The organism is Variovorax sp. J31P179 (assembly GCF_030316985.1).
GTDB classification, from domain to species: domain Bacteria; phylum Pseudomonadota; class Gammaproteobacteria; order Burkholderiales; family Burkholderiaceae_C; genus Variovorax; species Variovorax ginsengisoli_B.
The window spans coordinates 265,735-285,954 of record NZ_JASZYL010000007.1; the positions used below are offsets into that span (position 1 = coordinate 265,735).

The window sequence follows — 20,220 nt, forward strand, 5'->3', positions numbered from 1 at the left end:
AGCAACAAAGGAAAGAGGAAATGAAGACACGAATCTCGCCCATAACATCCCTCGCAGCGTTCGCGCTTCTAGGTCTACCGAGTTCGACATTTGCACAGTCGTCCGTTCCGTCGTCGGTCTTGACGCCCGACAGAATCGAAACGCGCATTGGGACACTGGAGTTCAAGGATGGTGCACCCAGCGCGGAGACGGCGCGGAAGGTCGACGACAGCATGGCTTTTGCTCGCGGCATCAGCGCGTTCACGAACGCCTACTCGGGCGGCTCGGCTTACGCGATCCGCGAGGGCTTCAAGAGTATCGGGGCGGAGGACAACACGGTGGTGATCTTCTCGGATCTCATGGATTCAAAATCCATCTTTCTCACCCCAAATGCCGACACCATTTACACCCTCGCCACCCTCGATCTGTCCAAAGGCCCCTTGGTCGTCGAGGTGCCTCCGAAGCAACTCGGCACGATCAACGATATGTGGTTCGGGTGGATCATCGACATTGGCAATCCGGGTCCCGACCGAGGTCAAGGAGGAAAGTATCTGCTCCTCCCGCCGGGTTACGATGGCCCGCTGCCCGACAACGGCTACTTTGTGGGGCGCTCGAAGACCAACCACGTCCTCTATGCCGTGCGCGCGTTCATGGAGAACAACGATCCCAAGCCGGCAGTGGCGGCGATCAAGAACGGCCTGAAGATCTATCAGTACACGCCGGGCACATACGGTACCAGCATCGCGACCGCACTCGAAGGCAAGATCCGGCTCGCCCCCATGCCGCCTATTCCGCCGACGAAGTTCGTTGAAGGGAGCGGAAGGGCATTCAATACCGTTCCGCCTGCCGACTTCTCTTACTTCGAGGCGATCGACAAACTTGTTCAGATGGAGCCGGCTGCCTCGACCGACCCTGAGATATTGGGTCAATTGGCTGCCATCGGCATTGTCAAAGGAAAGCCATTCGCGCCGGACGCCAGGATGAAGGCGATCCTCACCGACGCCGCCGCGGTGGGCAATGCGGCTGGCCGGTCTTTGAACTTTCGCGCCGCCGACTATCCCGGCTGGGCGGTCTACCCGAACTCGATGTGGGCGAACATGCTGTGGCAAGGCGGCTACACCTTTGAAACACCGCCACCTACGATCAGCAAGGAAGGCTTCTTCAAGCCGCTCCCACCGACGGGCGCACGCACGCTCGACTCCCGTGCAGCCTTCTACTACGGCTACACCATGGACTCGCCCGGCATGATCATGTCGCTGCCCAACGTCGGCTCGCAATACTTGATGGGCTTCTCTGATGCTCAAAAGAACCCCTTCGACGGCGCCAAGACGTACAAGGTGACCTTGCCTGCCAAGATCCCTGCGGCAGCGTTCTGGTCATTCACGCTCTACGACAACCAGACCCGCTCCATGCTCCAAACTCCTCAGCGATTCCCGCGTGCAGGAAGCCAAAGCTACCCGTCCCCGGCGGCCACCGCCAACCCGGATGGCACGACAACCGTTTACTTCGGACCTGCCAAACCATCCGGTGTGCAGGACGGCAACTGGATCCAGACGATGCCAAGCAAAGGCTGGTTCACGATCCTGCGCCTGTACAGCCCGGAGGAATCGTTCTTCACCAAGGCATGGCGGCCGGGCGAAGTTGAACTGGTCCGATGAGGGTCACATAGACAGGAGAATCAAATGACTAATGCAGCTGTCGTCATGGGCGGCGACGTGCCGGTCGTCACGCACGCGAGCCTGGGCTGGAAGTTCATCCACTGGGGCCTCGGTCTGTTCATCACGGGATTCATCACCGGCTTCATCCCGATCGCGCACTACATGCACGGCGCACTGGCTGGAGATGTAGGCCCGATCTTCCTGAAGAACATGACGCTGTGGTGGGGTTGTCCGGCGATCCTCGCCGAGCTGACGCTTAAGACGGGTGGCCTTGGCATGGCCGTCATCGGTCTGTGCTACCTGTCCGCGTCCCGACAGGGATCGCCGTCGGAAATTTCCAAGCACGAGCGCATTGCGCCGACGCTCTGCTCGTATGGCCTCATCGCCGAACTGGTGACGGCCGGGGTGGGTTATGCGCTCTTCAACTACTTCTGGCCGAACTTCTTTTTTGAGCCAGTGCAGGCGGGAAAGAATACATGGCTCGCGCTCCAAGGGATCAGCATTGCCGTCTACGTGTTCGGCCTGTGTTACGCGGTGGCCGGTGTGCGCAGGGCTTCCAGGCAATTCCGATGACACCCGAGCCAAACAACCCTACGCCTGGGGGTGGCCCGATGGCTCGCCTGGACCTTCGCGCAATCGTTCAGTCATTTCGAGCACGCATGATGAAACGGCTGTGGGAAGACGGGCAATGGCAGGCGGTTGCCTGGGTGGTTGGGGTCCCGGCGACCGCGTACTGGATCTACTCGGGTATGCCAATGATTTGCCATTGACCTTCGGTTCGGGCCACCGGCCGCTTTCGCATTGCTTTCCTGCCGCTCGGCTGACCGCCCTGACCGACAGCAACGGGCCCGAACCGGGCTTACAGCGGATGGCGATGGAGCCCGCAAGCGGCCGTTGGATGCTCGCTGCACCTGCGCCGGCGGAACCATAAAAACGGGAGTGGTGCAACTTTGAAAACGGCGCTCGTAAGCTGTTGATTTTCCTGGGTTGGAAAGTGCGCCAACTTTGGAAGACTCATTCGTTCGGTTCGTTCAAAGTTTGACCGGATTTAAATTTTGACGTGCTCTGGCAACCCTTCAATCTGGTCCGTTGCCTGGAGTACGACGACAACGGGACGTGGGCACTGAGGCCCTAAGTTCACCGCGCGGCTACTGTCCCGTGGCGGGTCGCGTCATACAACGCCCCCGTGCTGAATCGTTCGAAGAATAGTCTGCACCCGTTCTCGGCCGCCGGCAGCAGCGAACTCCGCCGGAGTTTGGCCTCCCAGGAGGACATGCGCCGTGCCTAGCCAAGCATGGGCCTCCTTCCCGAACACCTCTCTGGCGAGATCAAGCAGTTCCTGATCGGCACGGTTTCCTTTCACCCCCGGAGAGGAGACGACCTCGACCACAAGAGCTGGGTTGAAAAGCTTGTTCTCGAAATCCCCTTGCCAGTTCAAATAGCCGCGCGGATTTGAGATCACCCGGCAGTTCCCCACAACGTAGTCGAAGCTGTCGTGCGTGTGCCCATGCACCCACAGCACGGGGACCTCGAAAAACTCGGGCCGCATCTCGTTGATGAAGCCGCCAGAGGACCAATCCTCGGCATACCGCGGTGCCAGCGACTTGCGATGAGGTGCATGGTGAGTCACCACCACCGTTGGCCCGTTGAACGGTTCGGCGAGCTTCCTGCGCAGCCAGGAGCGATGCTGCCGATGGATACGCAAGGTGTCCATCGGCACCAGGCGCCGGGATCCACGCGAGTTGGATGTGTGCGGGTCATCGACTCGGATGGCTGAATAGTCGGCCAGGTAGCGCAAGCATTCCATCATCGAGCGATGCCGATCCGACAGCAGACGCACTTGTTGTCCCGCGAAGCCCGGGTTATCGATCCGCAAGCGAAAGTCAGTCCACAACGTGCAGCCCAGGAAGCGAACGCCGGCGATCACCACCTCGTCGCAGTCGAGGAAGTGAACGCCCTGCTCCTTCGCTTGGCGCCGCATCTCCGCCTTTTCCTCATCGAGCACGGACTCGTAGTACTCATGATTGCCGGCGATCTGCACGACGGGCCTGTCAGCAAAGCGCGCCGGGTCCCGTAGCCAACGCGCGACCACCCGACCAGGCGAGGCAATGTCGCCCGCCAAGATGGCTACGTCGTAGTCCAAGCCCTTCGATAGCTCGAAAGACTCGAATTCGGCATGAAGATCAGAGAGGATCAGAAGCTTCATCTTCGATCAGTGCGCGTGGTCGATGGCTGCGGCCAGGATACGATCGATTGCGGTACCCCGTTCGAGGGCCACTCGCGGTGTCAAGCTTTCCAGCGCAGGCGTCGGCGTCTCAAGGAAGGCGAGGATCGGCCACGGCTCCCGCGTGCCGAGAGCTCTGCCGATGAGTTGAATTGCTGACCAGACAAACGGCTCGAACTGCCAACGGGGAGCCCTCAGCGTTCCGTCGGGGTCGGCAAGCCCGATGCACCGGCCGCCATTGATCCACGTGGCGATCGTCGAACCATCCACGCCCAGGAGGGAGGCAGCCTCTGTGACGGTGATCATGTCGTCCGCGCCCAAGCGTCCGCGACGGTATTCTTGCCCCTCGCGAAGCAAGGCTGCTGTCTCTGCGACCGTGGCGTAGAGATCCTTGGTCATGTCAGATATCCATCTCTGCAGTCTGACAATTCGAGCACCAGACCGGGATCAAATGTCTGGTTCTCCGTTCTGCCGCTCCAGTTGACGTAGCCGCGGGGGTTACATACGACGCGGCATGAGCGGACGCGGTAGTCGAAGCTCTGGTGAGTGTGCCCGTGCACCCAGAGCACTGGCACGTCGAAGAACGTCTCGGGCAGTTCATTGACGAAGGCGCCCGAGACCCAATCTTCGGCGTAGCGCTTCGCGAGCGAGCCACGATGCGGTGGATGGTGCGTGACGACCACGGTGGGTCCGGCGAACGATTCCGCGAGTTTCTCTCTCAACCAGGTTCGCTGGCCTTGATGGATCCTGAGCGTGTCTTCCGCCCTCAGCCTTCGCCCTTGACGGCTGCGCCAGGTATCTGGCTCCGCGAGTTCGTCGGCGGTCCGGATCAGGGTGTAGTCGTTCATAAGGTTGGTCGCCCTCCTCATGGCCAGCCCGGCGTCTCGTCGTCGACCTTCGGATGTCTCGATGGCCAACTCAAAGTCCGTCCAGAGCGTGCAGCCGAGGAAGCGCACGCCGTCGATCACGACCTCGCCGCCATCTAGCAGATGCACTTGGCCGCGAATCGCCGCAGTCCGGGCCTCCGAATGAGCCAGGTCCATCCGGCTGCCGTAGTACTCGTGATTGCCGGGAACGTAGATCACCGGCTTACCGGCGAAGTGCGCCTTAGCCCACTCGATGCCGCGCCGACCGGGCGTGTGGATGTCCCCTGCGAGGATCACAACGTCGAACTCACTTTTCGGAAGCGGCTCGAAGGGCTCGAACTCGAGGTGGAGGTCGGAAAGAAGGAGCAGCTTCATATGTAGCTCAGCGTTTCCGACGGCTCTTGCATCGCAAGGCTCACCAAGCCGATGAGTTCTGTCGCCGAGGGACGGTTGAGCTTGTCCGGAGCACGTGAAGCGCAGACTTTGACGTAGCACCCGTTGCGCACGAAGTACTTGGCATGGCCGTCACACACCGTGCAGTGGTGAGAACGGCGCTGCGGGGCGCTTCTCTCGATGTCGTCAGTTTGGTCAATCATCGGGACGCTCGAAGATGTCAGTGATGAAACGCTCGACCTCGGTATCGTCTGCGTCAATGAAGGCGACGACGGGTCCCGTCGCCATCCATGGCTTCCTCAGGGAGGTCCGCTACCGTCAAATGCATCCGGCCTGCTTCCATCGCCCGAGCGGCTGCGTCTTGCACAGCATGGTGAATTTCGCGGGCCGTCAGATGTGCGAGGACGCTCCCGATTCGCGCTTCGGGAACTTCGAACCCTGGCACACCCAGCCTTTCGACCGCGTTGGTCACCACAACGCGCGCGGCCTGGAGCGCCTGCTCGCCGGACGGAGGGAATATCTGGAACTCGCGGAACCGCGAGCGTAGGGAGGCAGGCACCTTACGAGGATCATTCGACGTTGCAACGAAGGTCGCCAAGCTTGCGTCGAACGTGATGTCCATCGCCGCGTCCCGGGCCGCAACGGCGGTGACTGGCTCGAGGAGGGAATGCAGGGCGGCCAGCGGGTCGTAGCGGCTTTCCCGGGGCGCCTTGTCCAGTTCGTCGATCAGGAAGACAGGATTCGCAAACTTGCCGAGCACGACCTGATCGAACACGATCCCGCACGTGGCTGTGCTCCAATGCCGTTCGGTGCCGAGCAACATCGCCGTCGTCTGCGCGTTTTCCATGGACTGGCGTCGGATCGGTGCGCCCAAGGCCTCAGCTAAGTCGTTTGCATAGTGCGTTTTTCCCACCCCAGGGATGCCCCAGAGATGGAGCGGCGGGATCGAAAGCGGCTTCTTGCTGCGCACGGACAGCGCGACCTGCCGTGCAACGAGATCGGTCACGTCCTGGAAATGCGGGTGGGCTTCGCGAAGGAACTCCAGCGCCTTGCCCCAGCGTGCCGGCCTGAATCCCGGGTTCGCTACAGGTCTGAGGGCTCCCATGCCCTTCAGCTTTTCCAGGAGTTCGAGTTCGCGCTTCTGATAGTCCTTATCGCGCATGGTCAACACGCGAGAGGCAACGCGCATCAGTTCTTCTCCTCGAAGAACGGGATGCGAGCGGGTGCGGTTGCGGCGTGCCACGCCGAGCTCGAAAGCCTTGATGATCGACGCAGCGTTTTCCGGATTGACGAAGACAGAAGGCGTTGACGCCGCGGCCGCGCGGGGGGCCGGGGGGCGATCCAGGTTGAGTCGGGCTTCTGCAGCAAGACGCTCCTCCTCGCAGGCGGCGGCTCGGTTTCGACGTTCTTCAAGCAGTGCGCTTTTTAGAGGTGTCGGAAGCAGGATATCCAAGCCCCCATATGCTTCCGCGTGCTCGGTCCGATACATCGCATAGCCGCTTGTCTCGGGGCTGTCGCTCATCAAGGTGAGCCCCTTGCTCGCGGGTGGTGCGGCGCCATCAGGACGCCGGCCCGCCTCGCAGAGCATGGCGCGGGGCCCAAGTGTCGAGGTTTGCAGATGGTCATAGGTCCTCAGAGCTTCTGAAACGCCTTCTGAATCGCATGAACCATCGCAGAGTGTTCCGGCATGGTGAGGGGGCGATGAAACCGCACCACTGTGCGTTGGCGCGAATCCCTCACGACTTCACCGATGCGCTTGCCTGCGTGACATAGAGTGGCCAACCCGTACTCCGGGGTGGAGACTGGCTCCGCATGAGCGCCGACAAGGGCGTCGAAGGTCGACGCCGGGCTCAATCCCCGGGACTTGGCAATGACCCGCTCGGCCCGACGAAGGACGGCTTTCCTATCCTTCTGAATCGCGTCCATGAGGGGCTTCGCCCACCGGAACTGCAGATCTGTCGGAGACCGAAACGCTCGAACCACCTCGTCGGGAAGCTGGGCGAGCGAAATCGCCCGGCTCACGGTGCCCGCGTCGCAGCCCAGGGCAACTGCCAGCTGGCGCATCGAGGTGAACAAGCCGGCTTCCAGTGCTTTCAGGTACATGACGCCTTGCTCCCAGGGGGAGAGGGGCTCGCGGTTGCGGTTTTCGCGCTCCATCTGGGCAAACAGCTCCGCATCCGACAGCTCTTCGATCAGGGCCAGCACGGGGAAGCCGAGCTCAAGGCAGGCGCGATGGCGACGGTGCCCGAACACCACTTCGTAGCAAGGAGTTCCCTTGGAGGATCCCGTTGAACCGGGCAACGGGTGTGCGCCCAAGCCGGCGGGGATTGGCCGGACCTTGATGGGCTGGACATTGCCGCCTGACGATTGGATCTCCTGCTTCAAGGCGAAGTACTCCGCGCAGTCGAAACTGCTCGCATGCCGGTTGCCCCACGTCGAATGAGCGATCAAGGCCGGATCAAGAGATCGCACCGGAAGGGCGCCTTCGAAGCGGGAGGCCTCTGAAACCAGCGCATCACGATCGTGGCGCGCTTGGGTTGGGAGATCGAGCATGTAGGTCGTCAGGGCATGAGCAGAGGCCCCGAGCTTCACCTCATGGCGCCCGCTCGCCATGTTCACAGCGTGCGCCTGGATTGCCTTGTCGCTCTTGTCTCGCAGTCGTTTGGACATTCGAGGATCCTTGATTTCGGGTGTGCCTGGCAGTTCCTATGGTCAAGCCGCGTGGGGTCTCACAGCGACAAAAATGCTAGCAAAGATCGCCTCCGGAGGCTTGCCTATTTCACCCTGGAGCCCCCCGGAGGAGGCGCCGCAGACGGAAGCTTGCAGCGCGCACAGCAGGATGTTCTAGGAGCAATATGCGTTTTTCGCATATTCGAAGATCGAATCGAGCCTCGTGGCCACAAGGAAGTGGCTATGCTCAAGACGATCTACAGCCGGGAAAACCGGCTACTGCTTAAATTGCTGAGGGAGGTGAGGGCTGCACGTGGCCTCACCCAGGCGGATCTCGCCAAGCGGATGAAGATGCGGCAGACCGACGTTTCGAAAGTCGAAACAGGGGTTCGACGAATCGACTTTGTCGAACTGCGCCATTGGCTGATCGCGCTGGATCTGGATATGCCAGCATTTGTGGACGAGTTCGAGCGGCAGCTCCCCTCGGTTGCTGCATTGCGCAAAACCTAGACCCGTTCAGGCCCTGCCGACGAGCGCGTACGTAACGCACCGGCCTTCAGAGGCGACGAATGTAGGTGCCTGGGATGTCGTCACTTTGGGCCGCGGACGCCTCGCTGCATCAAACGCGATGCGATAGACGAAGGCCAATGCCGGTCCTAGCGCGGCAATGGCAGGTGACCACGCAGCCCGTCTCCGGCAGGTGTCCGGCCATCAGCAATTGGTGGGTCTCCGCAAATCTCGGAAACCCGCAGTTCAAATTGGCAGTGTTCTTGGCGAAGTTGCTTAGACCTAGTGCGACCCGGATAGATTTCAGTCCGAAGACGCTCATCGGGCACGGCGCGCAGTTCGGGCCAACCCTAGTCACCTTAGTGTCACGCCGGGTCCGGATCCACCGTGACGATTCGCGCGCCTTGCAATGAAACAAATTCCATTGCGTATTGATCCTCTTTCACCAGATCGATTTTGAGAAATGCAGACAACTCTTCAAGGGCCGCTGGCAGGTTTCCGTTGAGCTTCTTGTTGACTTCGTCTCCCTCGAGCAACTGAGCAGCTCTCAGGTCTTTTTCCACGCTTTCGCTCATGTACTGAGGGAAAAATATTGTTCGATTGAAGAACTTCTTGATTTCCTCTTCCGTGGCACCTTTTTCTTCGAGGAGGCGTACTGAGTCCTCTACTGCTTCAAGTTTCCTTATCACGCGCGCAACCCGCTTTAAGTTGTCAGCACCCTTTTCGATATAAATGTCAATCAGAAAGCGCTGAGCTCTTCCTAGTTCACCGTGGCGACGATATTCCCGCATTTGCGTCTGTCGAGATTGCTTTTCGCGATGTTCTTTCCACGTTCGAAATGGCGAGGTCACGGCGATCGCAAGCGCTGCGAACAAACTAAGAAAAAGTAGAGTGCCGAAAAAATAGATAATGGCTCGAATCGGATGCACCAAAAGAGAGTCACCTTGAATGGATTGCCGCCAAACAGACGTAGAATCCTCTGGTGCATTTGGACCTAAATAGACGATACCTCGCAGGCCGGCTATTTTTCCCACCGGCACAATCTCCGGCCTGTTCGACTCTGGCCCCAATAAAAGAAGTGTGAGCTCCAATGAGTCGCCAGGCTCCAAAATCACTGGGGTAAGCCTTACCGAATGCTTTTCGGGAACTACCCGAAGATTTTCCGATAAGTATGCATTGGAGGTGTGAACCGTCGGCTGATCGACTACTTCCGCAAGTCGCACCTCTAGACCCAAAGGAGCACGGTCGTCGTAATCGCCTTTTCTGAGTTCCGCATTTCCAGTATTGCTAATAGTCGCTTTTAGGACCCAGAGGGTCTTCTTTGCCGATCGAAGGTCCTCTCCTCCATAGGAGATAGACAGACCACCTACCGGCTGATGGATGTCAAACACGGGCGAGAGTGCATCTACACGAACCGTCAGCTCCGGCTTTCTCTCGTAAAAAAATCCCTGATAAACGGCCAAAGCGATACCGAAGATTGCCGCAAAGGCCATCACGCCCGGCGACTTGATCCAAGTCCAAATTCGCCCCATTGAGGCACTCCTCGTTGTTTTTTGCGCACAAAATGTGCGTAGCTAAGCTTAGCGCCTAGAAGGCGTCGCGGACACCCGTCACCCGTTGCGATGGCCGCGCGTAGCGCGCTTCTCCAAGCTCAGCTTGAGGTCCTTGTTCTCCTGTCGAAGCGCTTTGAGCTCAGCCGCCCTCCCATCACGAGCGATTCGTGCCTGACGCGCCTGGCTTGAGGAAGCGTACCGGTAGTACTGAGTCGGGTCTGTATGCCCAAGCTTCATCGCGAGGTCTGCCGCGATGGACATGTTGCTTGTGTCCAAGCCCAGCTCTTTTCGTTCAGCCAGTTCTTGATCGGACTGCTCCGAGGTGAACTTGGCGCGAAGGCGGTGGGGACCGATGCCCTTGTCTAGGCCCAACTCACGAAACCCGGCAGATACGATCTGGGTCATCGCACGGTCCGTGATCGGGCCACCCGTCTTGGCAGAAAGGAAAAGGCGGCCGTTGTGCACCGCGTCGCCAGTTTTTTTCTCGCCAACCCACGGTAGCCAATGTTCGTCAATGAACTGCCGGATCCGGTAGGCCAGATCCAAGGGAATGCCGAACGTGTTGGTGTATCCGAACTTTTGGCGACTGGGCCGCACCAAGAACTCTTCCTTCGAACGCTCGATCGCCTCAATTGCAAACTGCTCGACCGTCAGCGAGCAAATCGAACCTCGCCTGAATCCCGTCGTCTCGGCAATGTCGATGAATAGGATGTTGCGCTGCGCGACATAGGGCTCGTGGCGCTCGATAAACAGGGACAGCAGTGAGGCGACATGCTCATTGGTGATGACGGAAGCCGGAACATTGTGCTTTGCATTGCTCCCCGCGAGCTTGAAGAGCAACGGGTACTTACGCTCACCGCGGCGCCACTTGCCCCCGCGCACTGGCCGGTACGACTGCGCCTCTATGAGCGCCGTGACCAAACCAGTCCGCCCAACAGTTCCCACCGGCACCCGGCGCGCTTGCTGCAGCCAGATGAGCCAATCGTAGATGCGGCACAACTTCAGGTTGACGGTTGCCTTCGCGTGGTTGTCGCTGCCGCGGTGCGCCGCGGAGGCTTTCACTTTCGCGAGATTCTGATCCCTGAACTCTCTGATCACGGCATCGCTGACGCGATTGAGTCGCCCCCTCGTCTCCAGCAAATGCTGCCAGAACTCCACCAAGTGATTCAGCCCCTGCTCGACCGTGAATGATGAGTAAAATCGGTCGGCCAACATCACTTGCGCGTAGTCCGATATCTCCGCGACCAGCCGCCGCGCCTGCAAGTCGTAGACCAGAAAGCCCGGCCGATCCGCCCCTAGCGACACCTCAGATACGAGCAGGCGCGACTCACTTTTCACGGCGTATCGCCCTCACGTTGGACGGCGCGCTTCGCAACAACTCGGCGTTTCTTGCACGGCACTTCTCCAACTCGAGTTCGAGGGCTTCGCGAAGCCGGTTCGCCTCGTCGCTGATTGACACCACCTGCGCGCGCAAAGCGTCGATTTCGCTGCGCAAACGAAGGTTTTCAGCGCGCGAGCGGAGGTATGCGCTTTCAGCAATCTTGCGGATCGTCAGATGCAATCGGGCCTTGTCTCGCGCCCGCTTCATTCCCGCGTCTCTGGGGGGGACAGAAGGCCTTGCGGCTGCCTTCGCAGCCTCCATGATCGCAACCGCGGCGGCGCGCAGCTGCGGATGCCTACTGATCGTCTCATTCGCGTTGCGCTTGAATGTGGCACCTTGCTTGCTGGCGATCTCCCAACTGTTGAATTTCCTAAGACTGCTCGGCACCTCCGGCGGACGCGCGCCAGCTTCGACCATCGTCTTGAGGTGCTCGATCTTGCGTTCGAGGTTTTCTCTCGCCTGAGTCTCGGTCCTGAAAGCGATCGCAGGTTTTTTCATGGGCGTGCGCCACCGGTGATGTTAGCCGCGCGACCCCGGGCATAGAAATGCACCAACTTCTCGGTCGCCTTCAACGCTTCGCCTGCGGCGTGCGCTTGCAAAGAGTCGTTGGGCCACCGAGCGCGACCAGTAGTCTGTTGAGCTAAGTCTTCCTGGATGGCCTGAAAGTGTGCCTCCTTCATGGAATGGTACGGGCACTTGCTGCACGTGATGGCAGATGCCCTCTCTCGCGCCAAGCGTCCCTCAGCATAGCAACAAGCACCTCGCTTGGCGGGGCCGGCGTTGCAGTTTCCATGTGGGAACGGCGTCACGGCATGGCCACGGCTGAGAAAGATATCCGTAACGCCTCGCGCCACCCTGCGTAGGTCGTCGTCGTCGTACTTAATCCGCCCGTACATCTTCCTAGTGAATCGATGCACAAGGCGTGTGAAGCCGCCGGAAACGGGATTCGTGGCGGTCAGGATCTCCAGCACGTCGTCATGCAGCTTGACCTTGGCGTAATCCTTGATTTCCTTGGCAAGTTCTGCGGCGTGGATCGCGCGCGCGCTTCTGCCAGCACCGTCGTTCCAGAGCGTCGCCGCATGCCTGGCCAGTTTCCGGCTTGGCCCATCGAGCACGTAGTGGATCGTCATGGCCAGCGTTTGGTGATCAAGTTTTTGCGACAACGCGTAGAGATCGGAATTTTCGTAGCGGTAGTGGAACACCGTCGCGTAGCCACGTCGGAACATGTGAGCGTTGGGAGTCACACTGAGCGATGTCCCGGTCGCCCTCCAAAGCAGCATCTTGATCCCGATATCGGTGGAGTAGTCGTACCAGACCGGTGCAATCTCATTCGAACGCGGAGGCATACAGAAGATCTTCCTCGCGCGCCCCGTCTGTTCCTGTCCGCCATTTCGTCGCGCGACGGTCCATGCAATGTCAGAGAGCGCCTTCGCAACGTTAAGAGCCTTGAAAGAGATTTCGTTCACGAAGAACGACTGATAGTCGTGCGCGGACTTCTCGCAATAGAAGTAGCTCTGAAACAGACCCAGCTCTTTATCCAGACATTCGAATGAGTCTGCGTACAGGCCGATCGAGCGCGATTGCACCTCGTCTTTCCTGCGGCCGTTGAAGATCCCGAGCACCACGAAGCACGCCGCCAAGAGTGTGCGCGTCAGGCCCAGTACGCCGATGCTGCCGCGGCTCAAGTCGCCCACCCGTCGCACGCTTGTAAGACGCACCCCGAGCGTGGTTTCTAGGTGAAGTCTCTCAGGTGCCTCGAGCATGATGACCATGCGCGACTCGTCGAGATCTTCCTGTTCGCGGGCAGTGAGCTCAGCATAGACACGTTCGATGAGCTTGAGGATGGGCCCGGCGTAGTCGTTCACCCAACGGTAGGCTTCGCAGATCAGTTTCGCAAGTTCGTCCGGCTCGAAGTTGTCAGTGCGATTGGTAGGGATCGCGTTCATCGACTCCGCGTAGAGGTACGGGTTCACATGAGCGAGCGACGGCGCGCGCATGTCCCGAGGCAGATCGACCAGGTTGTTGAGCAAGCCCACAACTTGAGCCACGGAACTCTGCGAAGTCCTCTTCGCACCTCGCGACGGCAGCAGGACGCCTTTGGACGTGCCTCGGGAGTATTCGAGGCGGACTTGAGATTCCGCCACGTTCGCACCGATCGCTTCCAATACTGGCAAGCAGGTGTATTCGACAACACCCTTCTTCTGACGCCGCCGTCCCACTCGGATTGTTCGCAGATCAATGGCCGAGGATCGGCGCTCCAATTCAAGCACTTGCGGCCATCCGCCTTCAGTGTACTTGTGAAGGAAGTCGTTCCAGCGACCTTCAGACACATCCTTCAGATGGTAAATCTCGTTGATCCAGCAGTACTCGAGAAAACGCACGACGGTCGCCGCCAAAGTCATCGATGTGGTGGCCGTCGACTTGGTATTCTGCTGACGGATCAGATAGGAGTCCACCACGGCGACGATGATGCGCGCCAGGTCAGGCCGATCCTTCAAGAGGGTAATTTTTGGATGAAGCAGGTTCGGGGGGAGGTATGCGGTAGCAAAGTTAAATCTGAGCGTGCCGCGCTTATGGTTCTCGGAGAACTTGAGTTTGACTTGTAGAACATCGTTTTCGAAAGTCAGCGCGCGAGAGCGAATCTGATAGCCGTAGGCACAGGGTCTTTCTTCGTCTTCTGCGAGGAGTCTAGCTTCCTTGGGTTCCTGGAGTGATTTAGACAGCGACATCGAGCAGACTCCTGTAGGGACCCTTTTGAAGGTACTTGTAGAGGTAGAGATTGAATTCCATGCGCGGCATGTGAATTGCCGCGAAGGCTTGGGGATTGCCGGCGTACAGACGCTGCCAGTTGGTCTCGTAGTATCGGTTGGTCAAAAGGACCTCTACGATCCGCGATTGGTTGATCACCAGCGTGCGATTGGGGCAACCGTCTCCGGCATGGCAGTGCTCGGAACTGCACACCCCTGCCTGCATCCACGATTCGTTTGGCGGATTTTCAGGATCCGTGCACGATGCCCCGTCGCCGATCGGCATTAGCGAGCGCGGCTGCGGCCCGCGGGTGATTCTCTCGGCAATCTCCCGCTCCCAGCGCTTCTCGAACTCGAGGCTGATGGACGAGTTGGTTCGGCGGGTGACCAGATGGTCAATGTAGCCGCCGATGCTTCCGAAGTTGCTGTGTCCGGCCATCTCGGCGGCGGCGATCGGCCCCTTTTCCAGATTGACGATGGTCAGCGTCTGTACGCGAACTTGCTCGAACGTGAACTCGGGGAGTGAGTACCGGGCAATGAGATTCTTGAGGCCCTTAGACAGGTTCGAGACAGGCAGTCCGCGAGAGCTGTCGTAGTTGCTGCGCGGACTCAACCAGAGGCCCTCTTCGCTTTTTTCGACCCAGCCGCGCGCTTTGAGCAGTTGCATGCGCGTCAATGCGAACCGCAAGGCGATGACAGCCGGGTTATCGTCGCCTTCTAGGAAGACCGAGGGGGTGTCGTCACTGGTCTTGGACTTGAGGGACTGGATGAGGTACTGGCTGCCACCCAATTTCTGGATCCTGCTCGCCTTCAGTTCCATCACGGAACTGACGTTCCATGAGGTATGAATTTGGATGAGCACGATGGCCGCTATCAGGACACTTTGGTGCGGATAGCAACGATAGCGCACGCATCGCAAGAATCGATCCGGCTGAATGCCCATCAAACTGCTGAGCTCGTCTTCGAGGAAAGAGGATCCGAGGTACGACGGCTTCGAGAAAGACGCATCTGGCGCGCTGTCGAGTCGAACGTAATGGGCGATCAGAGCAACTCGCTGCTCAGGGGTCAGGAGGTCCATCGCCTGCTTAATTCGCTGGCCTTTAGTGAGCTTCGCTTTCAGCGCGCGCGCTTCGTTACAGCCATCCATTGGTGAGCGTCTCAAGTTTTCGATAACCTCGCACGCGCGCTCATAAGCGGCGAGTTCACTGCAACACGCATCTGAAATGCGCTGCATGTCGGCCTGGAGCCGGGCTTTTGTCAGTACTTTCAGTTCTGCAGGATTGGCGTGCGGCAAAGCGCCGACAGGCGCGCGCAGCGCGGCATTGTTCTCAATGCTGACCTGATCGCTGATGAGTGCTCGCGGCAGAGGCTTCGACCGCGCCTTCGGCGTAAACGACCCTCTCACGCGCAAAAGCATCCCGTCCGGTCGAAGCTTCAAAAGATAGTCGGAAAGAAAAGCTCGCACTCGCGCGGACCTCAGGCTGCCGCTGTTAGCTCCCCAGAGTCGATGGAACGTGTCATCGATGTCCATGAACAGGTCCCGCACGTCTTCGACCTCTAGCTCGCTGATAGGGATCGAGGTGAATCCTGGCCAGGAGTAGACATTTATCAGTCCAGGAAGCGCATGGGCCAAGTGATCCCAGTTGGTGATGTTTTCTGGAGAGAGATCGAGCGCTTTTTCGTAGCGCTCCATCGCCGGCCAGATCCAACCGGTGACGTGAGGATCCCAGTCGTCGTAGAGAACTGTGAAGGCCTTAGACCCCTTGCGGCCGTACCTTTTGGATTCGAATTGAAGCACCACTTTTTTTTGCACGATACCCCTTGCGTACAAGGTAGACGTGGGGCTGCGCCGCCAATGGACATCTACCTCTTTCGAAAATAATGATACATAGTGTCAAACGGTCAACCTGGCGCCGGCCGACCTGCCGAAGGATTCAGGCCGCTTCGACCTCCCGATCGCCCTCGGCATCCTGGCGGCCAGCGGCCAGATCGAGGCCGCGCGGCTGGCAGGCCATGAATTCGCCGGCGAACTCTCCTTGTCGGGGCAGCTGCGGCCCGTGCGTGGTGCGCTTGCCATGGCGCTGGCCCTGCACCTGCGCGGCATCGGCGCGCGGCTGGTGCTGCCCGCCGAGAGTGCGCAAGAGGCCGCGTTGGTGCCGGATACCGAGGTCTATGGGGCCCGCCACCTGCTGGACGTGGTGCGGCAGTTCCTGCCGGCCGACGCCGTGCCGCCGGCCCTCGACGGCGCCGGCGACGGCGAAGGCTGGGCCCGCGTGCTGGCGGCGCCGCCCGGCCCGGCCTCGCGCCCGCCGGATCTGGGCGACGTCAAGGGGCACGCGGGCGCCAAGCGGGCGCTGGAGATCGCCGCGGCCGGCGGCCACAGCCTGCTGATGGTGGGCCCGCCCGGCTCTGGCAAGTCGATGCTGGCCCAGCGCTTCGCCGGGCTGCTGCCGGCGATGAGCGTGGACGAAGCGCTGGAGAGCGCGGCGGTCGCGAGCCTGGGCGGGCGCTTCGAGACCGGGCAATGGATGCGGCGGCCGACCGCCAGCCCGCACCACACGGCCAGCGCGGTGGCGATGGTGGGCGGCGGGTCGCCGCCGCGGCCGGCCGGGGGGCGAGATCTCGCTGGCGCACCATGGCGTCCTGTTCCTGGACGAGTTCCCCGAGTTCTCGCGCGCCGCGCTGGAGGCCCTGCGCGAACCGCTGGAGACCGGCACCATCACGATTTCGCGCGCCGCCCGGCGCTCGGAGTTCCCGGCGCGGTTCCAGCTGATCGCCGCGATGAACCCCTGTCCCTGCGGCTACCTGGGCTCGACGCTCAAGGCCTGCCGCTGCACGCCGGACCAGGTGGCCCGCTACCAGGGCAAGCTGAGCGGCCCGCTGCTGGACCGCATCGACCTGCACATCGAGGTGCCCGGGGTGTCGGCGCAGCAGCTGCTGGAGGCCGCGGCCGGCGAGGCGAGCGCGACGATCCGCGGCCGCGCGGTGGCGGCGCGCGAGCGCGCCCTGGCGCGCCAGGGCGGGCCGAACCAGGCGCTCGCGGGGGCCGAGATCGACCGCCATGCCGCGCTGGCGCCGGCGGCGCTCCAGTTCCTGCAACTGGCCGCGACGCGGCTCGGGTGGTCGGCCCGCAGCACCCACCGGGCGCTCAAGGTGGCGCGCACCATCGCCGACCTGGCGGGTGCGGATGCGGTCGAGCCGGCGCACCTGGCCGAGGCGGTGCAGTACCGGCGGGCGCTGCAGCTGGCGTAGAAGCGCTTCGAACCCTAGCGCCCGGCGTGCAGCCGCGCCATCCAGCGCGAGCGTGCCAGGGCGACGAACTCGATCGCGCCCCAGAGCAAGGCGGAGCCGATGCCGCGAAGGAGCCGGCTGGCGGAACTGGAATGATTTCGTCGCATGGTCACGATACCGTAGCGCGGGCATGTGACGCTTTGATGGCCGCCCCCACCGCCATCCTGCGACCGACCACCTCCGCCACGCCCGAGTGACCACGACCGAACTTCCCGAATTGATCGAGCTGCACCAGCTCGCCAAGCTGGCCGGCCCGCGCATGACGCGGCGCCCGCTGTGCGAGATCGAGGCGGACGGACGGCGCTTCCCGGTCGAGGCCTTCGTGCTGGGCAGCGCCAGCCCGGACGCGCCGGCGGTGGGATTCTTCGGCGGCGTGCACGGCCTGGAGCGCATCGGCGCCGAAGTGACCATCGCCTATCTGCGCAGCCTGGTGATGCGACTGCCGTGGGACGACACGCTGCACCGCCAGTTGGAGACGGTGCGCCTGGTGTTCATGCCGCTGGTCAACCCGGGCGGACTGTGGCTGGGCACGCGCGCGAATCCGAATGGCGTCGACCTGATGCGCAATGCGCCGGTCGAGTCCGCCGAGCGCGTGCCCTTCCTGATCGGCGGCCAGCGCATCAGCGCCGCCATGCCGTGGTACCGGGGCCCGCTCGGCGCGCCCATGGAGCCCGAGAGCGCCGCGCTGTGCGAACTGGTGGAGACCGAACTGATGGGCCGGCCCTTCGGCATGGCGATCGACTGCCATTCGGGCTTCGGCCTCGCCGACCGCATCTGGTTTCCGTACGCCCACACGCCGCGGCCGATCGCGCACCTGGCGGAGGTGCATGCGCTGTGCGAGATCCACGACGACACCCTGCCCCACCACCGCTTCGTGCTGGAGCCGCAGAGCCGCCAGTACCTGACGCACGGCGACCTCTGGGATCACCTCTACCTGCGCGCCTGCGACCGGCCCGGCATGTTCCTTCCGTTGACGCTGGAGATGGGCTCCTGGCTCTGGATCAAGAAGAACCCGCGCCAGATCTTCTCGCGCCACGGCATCTTCAACCCGGTCATCGCCCACCGGCAGCAACGGGTGCTGCGCCGCCATGTCGCGTGGCTCGATTTCATCGTGCGCGCGGCCTGCAGCCACGCCCGCTGGGTGCCGACCGGTGCCCAGCGCGCGGACCATGCACGGCGCGCGCTGGCGCGCTGGTACGACAGCGGGGGGCCTCGATGACGACCTGGGTGCTGCTGCGCGGGCTGACGCGCGAAGTCGGCCACTGGGGCGAGTTCCCGCGGTTGCTGCGCGAGCGGCTGCCCGGCGCGCGCGTGCTGGCCATCGACCTGCCGGGCAACGGGCGCCTGAACCGCGAGACCAGCCCGCTGCGCATCGAGGCCATGGTGCAGCACTGCCGCGCGCAGCTTCAGGCCCTCGGGGTCGAGACCCCGGTCCACCTGCTCGCCATGTCGCTGGGCGGGATGGTGGCGGTCGACTGGGCCCGCCGCCATCCCCGGGAGCTGGCCGCCTGCGTGCTCGTCAACACCAGCCTGCGCCCGTTCAGCCCGTGGTACTGGCGCCTGCGTCCGGCGAACTACCCCGCCCTGCTCGGGTTCCTGCGCCCATGGTTGAGCGATAGTCAGCGCGAACAGACGATCCTGCGCATCACGAGCCGCCATCCGCCACCGGACGACGACAGCGTCGGCCAATGGGTCGCGCTGCGGCGGGCGCGGCCGGTCAGCGGCGCCAACGCGCTGCGGCAACTGATCGCCGCCACCCGCTACCGCGCATCGGCAGAGCCCCCGGCCGTGCCGCTGCTGGTGCTGGCGAGCCGCTGCGACGCCCTGGTCGACGCGCGCAGTTCGCACAGCCTGGCGCGCCGATGGCAGGCGGACATCGTGGAGCATCCGACCGCCGGGCACGACCTGCCGCTGGACGACGGGCCCTGGCTCGCGCAGGCCGTCGGCGCGTGGTTGGCATCGCGTGGCGATTACAAAATTTAACGCCGTGTATCAGCGCCGAGGGCCTTCGGCACCCCTGCCGACGCCGCGGCAGCAAAGAAAACGCGAGCTTCCGTGAACAACGGCGCATCACCGCGGCCCGCTCCGCGGCGCCGGCTTTCTTGGTCCGCCCGGCTCCCTAGAATCCGGCCGCCCTCGGCCTCGGTCGACGGGCTTGTTTGTCACACATGAAGATTCAGGGATCAAAAAAAATATGGAACACAGTACCTTCAAGAAGCTGTCGGCCGAATTCATCGGCACGTTCTGGCTCGTTTTCGGCGGCTGCGGCAGCGCCGTCCTGGCCGCCGCCTTCCCAGGCCTGGGCATCGGCTTCGTCGGTGTCTCGCTGGCCTTCGGCCTCACGGTGCTGACCGGCGCCTATGCCCTCGGCCCGGTCTCCGGGGGCCACTTCAATCCCGCCGTGTCGGTGGGCCTGGTGGTGGCAGGGCGCTTCCGCGCCGCCGAGCTGCCCGGCTACATCGTCGCCCAGGTGCTCGGCGCCATCGCCGCGGCCCTCGTGCTCTACGCGATCGCCACCGGCAAGCCGGGCGCCGAGATCGGCGGCTTCGCGACCAACGGCTTCGGCGAACATTCGCCGGGCGGCTTCGGCTTCAAGGCGGCGCTTTTGACCGAGGTCGTGCTGACCGCCATCTTCCTGATCGTGATCCTCGGCGCCACGGCCAGGAACAGCGCCGCGGGCTTCGGCGGCCTGGCGATCGGCTTGTGCCTGACCTTGATCCACCTGGTCTCGATCCCGGTGACCAACACCTCGGTCAACCCGGCACGCAGCACCGGCCCGGCGCTGTTCGGCCCGGCCATCGCGGTCGACCAGCTGTGGCTGTTCTGGGTCGCGCCGATCATGGGCGCGGTCATCGGGGCGGTGATCTACAAGCTGCTGCTGGCTTCGGCGGCTGGCGAAGCACGCGCGGCGGCGTCGGCACTCGAAACCGCAGGCTGAGCGCGGACCCGGG

Annotated in this window: 18 protein-coding genes and 1 pseudogene; 7 read left to right on the forward strand and 12 right to left on the reverse strand. The window is 62.1% G+C overall.

Annotated features, from left to right (window positions below; translation table 11 throughout):
* Positions 1-20 precede the first annotated feature (20 nt).
* Both QTI17_RS20135 and QTI17_RS20140 read left to right on the forward strand, forming a co-directional pair.
* Positions 21-1,637, forward strand: coding sequence for a DUF1254 domain-containing protein (locus tag QTI17_RS20135; RefSeq protein WP_286535165.1), 1,617 nt, complete (start codon positions 21-23; stop codon positions 1,635-1,637).
* Between the two features lie 24 nt (positions 1,638-1,661).
* Positions 1,662-2,210, forward strand: coding sequence for a hypothetical protein (locus QTI17_RS20140; protein WP_286535166.1), 549 nt, complete (start codon positions 1,662-1,664; stop codon positions 2,208-2,210).
* Positions 2,211-2,808: 598 nt separating this feature from the next.
* Here QTI17_RS20140 and QTI17_RS20150 read toward each other — a convergent pair.
* The 6 genes from QTI17_RS20150 to QTI17_RS20175 all read right to left on the reverse strand — a co-directional run bounded on the left by QTI17_RS20150 (position 2,809) and on the right by QTI17_RS20175 (position 7,790).
* Positions 2,809-3,843 (reverse strand): metallophosphoesterase, encoded by a 1,035-nt coding sequence (locus QTI17_RS20150; protein ID WP_353506720.1) that lies wholly within the window; start codon positions 3,841-3,843, stop codon positions 2,809-2,811.
* Between the two features lie 6 nt (positions 3,844-3,849).
* A complete protein-coding gene (locus tag QTI17_RS20155) occupies positions 3,850-4,260 on the reverse strand; it encodes a hypothetical protein (RefSeq protein ID WP_286535167.1) in 411 nt (136 codons plus the stop codon).
* Entirely contained in the window at positions 4,257-5,102 is an 846-nt protein-coding gene (locus QTI17_RS20160) for a metallophosphoesterase (RefSeq protein ID WP_286535168.1), read from the reverse strand. Before QTI17_RS20160 ends, QTI17_RS20155 begins: the two co-directional genes overlap by 4 nt.
* On the reverse strand, positions 5,099-5,323 hold the full coding sequence (locus tag QTI17_RS20165; protein WP_286535169.1) for a hypothetical protein: 225 nt from the start codon (positions 5,321-5,323) through the stop codon (positions 5,099-5,101). The genes QTI17_RS20160 and QTI17_RS20165 overlap by 4 nt, the downstream gene beginning before the upstream one ends.
* A 53-nt stretch (positions 5,324-5,376) precedes the next feature.
* On the reverse strand, positions 5,377-6,642 hold the full coding sequence (locus QTI17_RS20170; protein ID WP_286535170.1) for an AAA family ATPase: 1,266 nt from the start codon (positions 6,640-6,642) through the stop codon (positions 5,377-5,379).
* A gap of 110 nt (positions 6,643-6,752) precedes the next feature.
* Positions 6,753-7,790, reverse strand: coding sequence for a ParB/RepB/Spo0J family partition protein (locus tag QTI17_RS20175; RefSeq protein WP_286535171.1), 1,038 nt, complete (start codon positions 7,788-7,790; stop codon positions 6,753-6,755).
* Positions 7,791-8,033: 243 nt separating this feature from the next.
* Between QTI17_RS20175 and QTI17_RS20180 the strand changes: the two genes are divergently transcribed.
* Positions 8,034-8,300, forward strand: coding sequence for a helix-turn-helix domain-containing protein (locus QTI17_RS20180; RefSeq protein ID WP_286535172.1), 267 nt, complete (start codon positions 8,034-8,036; stop codon positions 8,298-8,300).
* 362 nt (positions 8,301-8,662) lie between these two features.
* Here the strand turns inward: QTI17_RS20180 and QTI17_RS20185 are convergent, their stop codons facing one another.
* The 5 genes from QTI17_RS20185 to QTI17_RS20205 form a co-directional block, all read right to left on the reverse strand.
* On the reverse strand, positions 8,663-9,829 hold the full coding sequence (locus QTI17_RS20185) for a hypothetical protein (protein WP_286535173.1): 1,167 nt from the start codon (positions 9,827-9,829) through the stop codon (positions 8,663-8,665).
* 78 nt (positions 9,830-9,907) lie between these two features.
* Entirely contained in the window at positions 9,908-11,188 is a 1,281-nt protein-coding gene (locus QTI17_RS20190) for a tyrosine-type recombinase/integrase (RefSeq protein WP_286535174.1), read from the reverse strand.
* Complete coding sequence (locus tag QTI17_RS20195; protein ID WP_286535175.1) at positions 11,178-11,729, reverse strand: hypothetical protein; 552 nt, start codon at positions 11,727-11,729, stop codon at positions 11,178-11,180. The genes QTI17_RS20190 and QTI17_RS20195 overlap by 11 nt, the downstream gene beginning before the upstream one ends.
* Positions 11,726-13,960 carry a hypothetical protein gene (locus QTI17_RS20200; protein ID WP_286535176.1) on the reverse strand — a complete coding sequence of 745 codons (2,235 nt, stop codon included), beginning with the start codon at positions 13,958-13,960 and terminating at the stop codon, positions 11,726-11,728. The genes QTI17_RS20195 and QTI17_RS20200 overlap by 4 nt, the downstream gene beginning before the upstream one ends.
* The gene (locus QTI17_RS20205) at positions 13,947-15,791 is read right to left on the reverse strand and encodes a hypothetical protein (protein ID WP_286535177.1); all 1,845 of its coding nucleotides are present in this window, start codon (positions 15,789-15,791) and stop codon (positions 13,947-13,949) included. Before QTI17_RS20205 ends, QTI17_RS20200 begins: the two co-directional genes overlap by 14 nt.
* Before the next feature lie 85 nt (positions 15,792-15,876).
* On the opposite strand from QTI17_RS20205, the pseudogene QTI17_RS20210 reads away from it, so the two are divergent.
* Positions 15,877-17,230: pseudogene (locus QTI17_RS20210) on the forward strand (YifB family Mg chelatase-like AAA ATPase); the annotation flags it as partial.
* 14 nt (positions 17,231-17,244) lie between these two features.
* Here QTI17_RS20210 and QTI17_RS20215 read toward each other — a convergent pair.
* Positions 17,245-17,376, reverse strand: a complete 132-nt coding sequence (locus QTI17_RS20215; protein WP_286521720.1) for a hypothetical protein — start codon at positions 17,374-17,376, stop codon at positions 17,245-17,247.
* 86 nt (positions 17,377-17,462) lie between these two features.
* On the opposite strand from QTI17_RS20215, the gene QTI17_RS20220 reads away from it, so the two are divergent.
* The 3 genes from QTI17_RS20220 to aqpZ all read left to right on the forward strand — a co-directional run bounded on the left by QTI17_RS20220 (position 17,463) and on the right by aqpZ (position 20,207).
* Positions 17,463-18,488: a M14 family zinc carboxypeptidase gene (locus tag QTI17_RS20220; protein ID WP_503011084.1), complete on the forward strand. Its 1,026-nt coding sequence runs from the start codon at positions 17,463-17,465 to the stop codon at positions 18,486-18,488.
* Positions 18,485-19,252, forward strand: coding sequence for an alpha/beta fold hydrolase (locus tag QTI17_RS20225; RefSeq protein WP_286535178.1), 768 nt, complete (start codon positions 18,485-18,487; stop codon positions 19,250-19,252). The genes QTI17_RS20220 and QTI17_RS20225 overlap by 4 nt, the downstream gene beginning before the upstream one ends.
* A 211-nt stretch (positions 19,253-19,463) precedes the next feature.
* Entirely contained in the window at positions 19,464-20,207 is a 744-nt protein-coding gene (aqpZ, locus tag QTI17_RS20230; RefSeq protein ID WP_286535179.1) for an aquaporin Z, read from the forward strand.
* Positions 20,208-20,220: the final 13 nt, after the last annotated feature.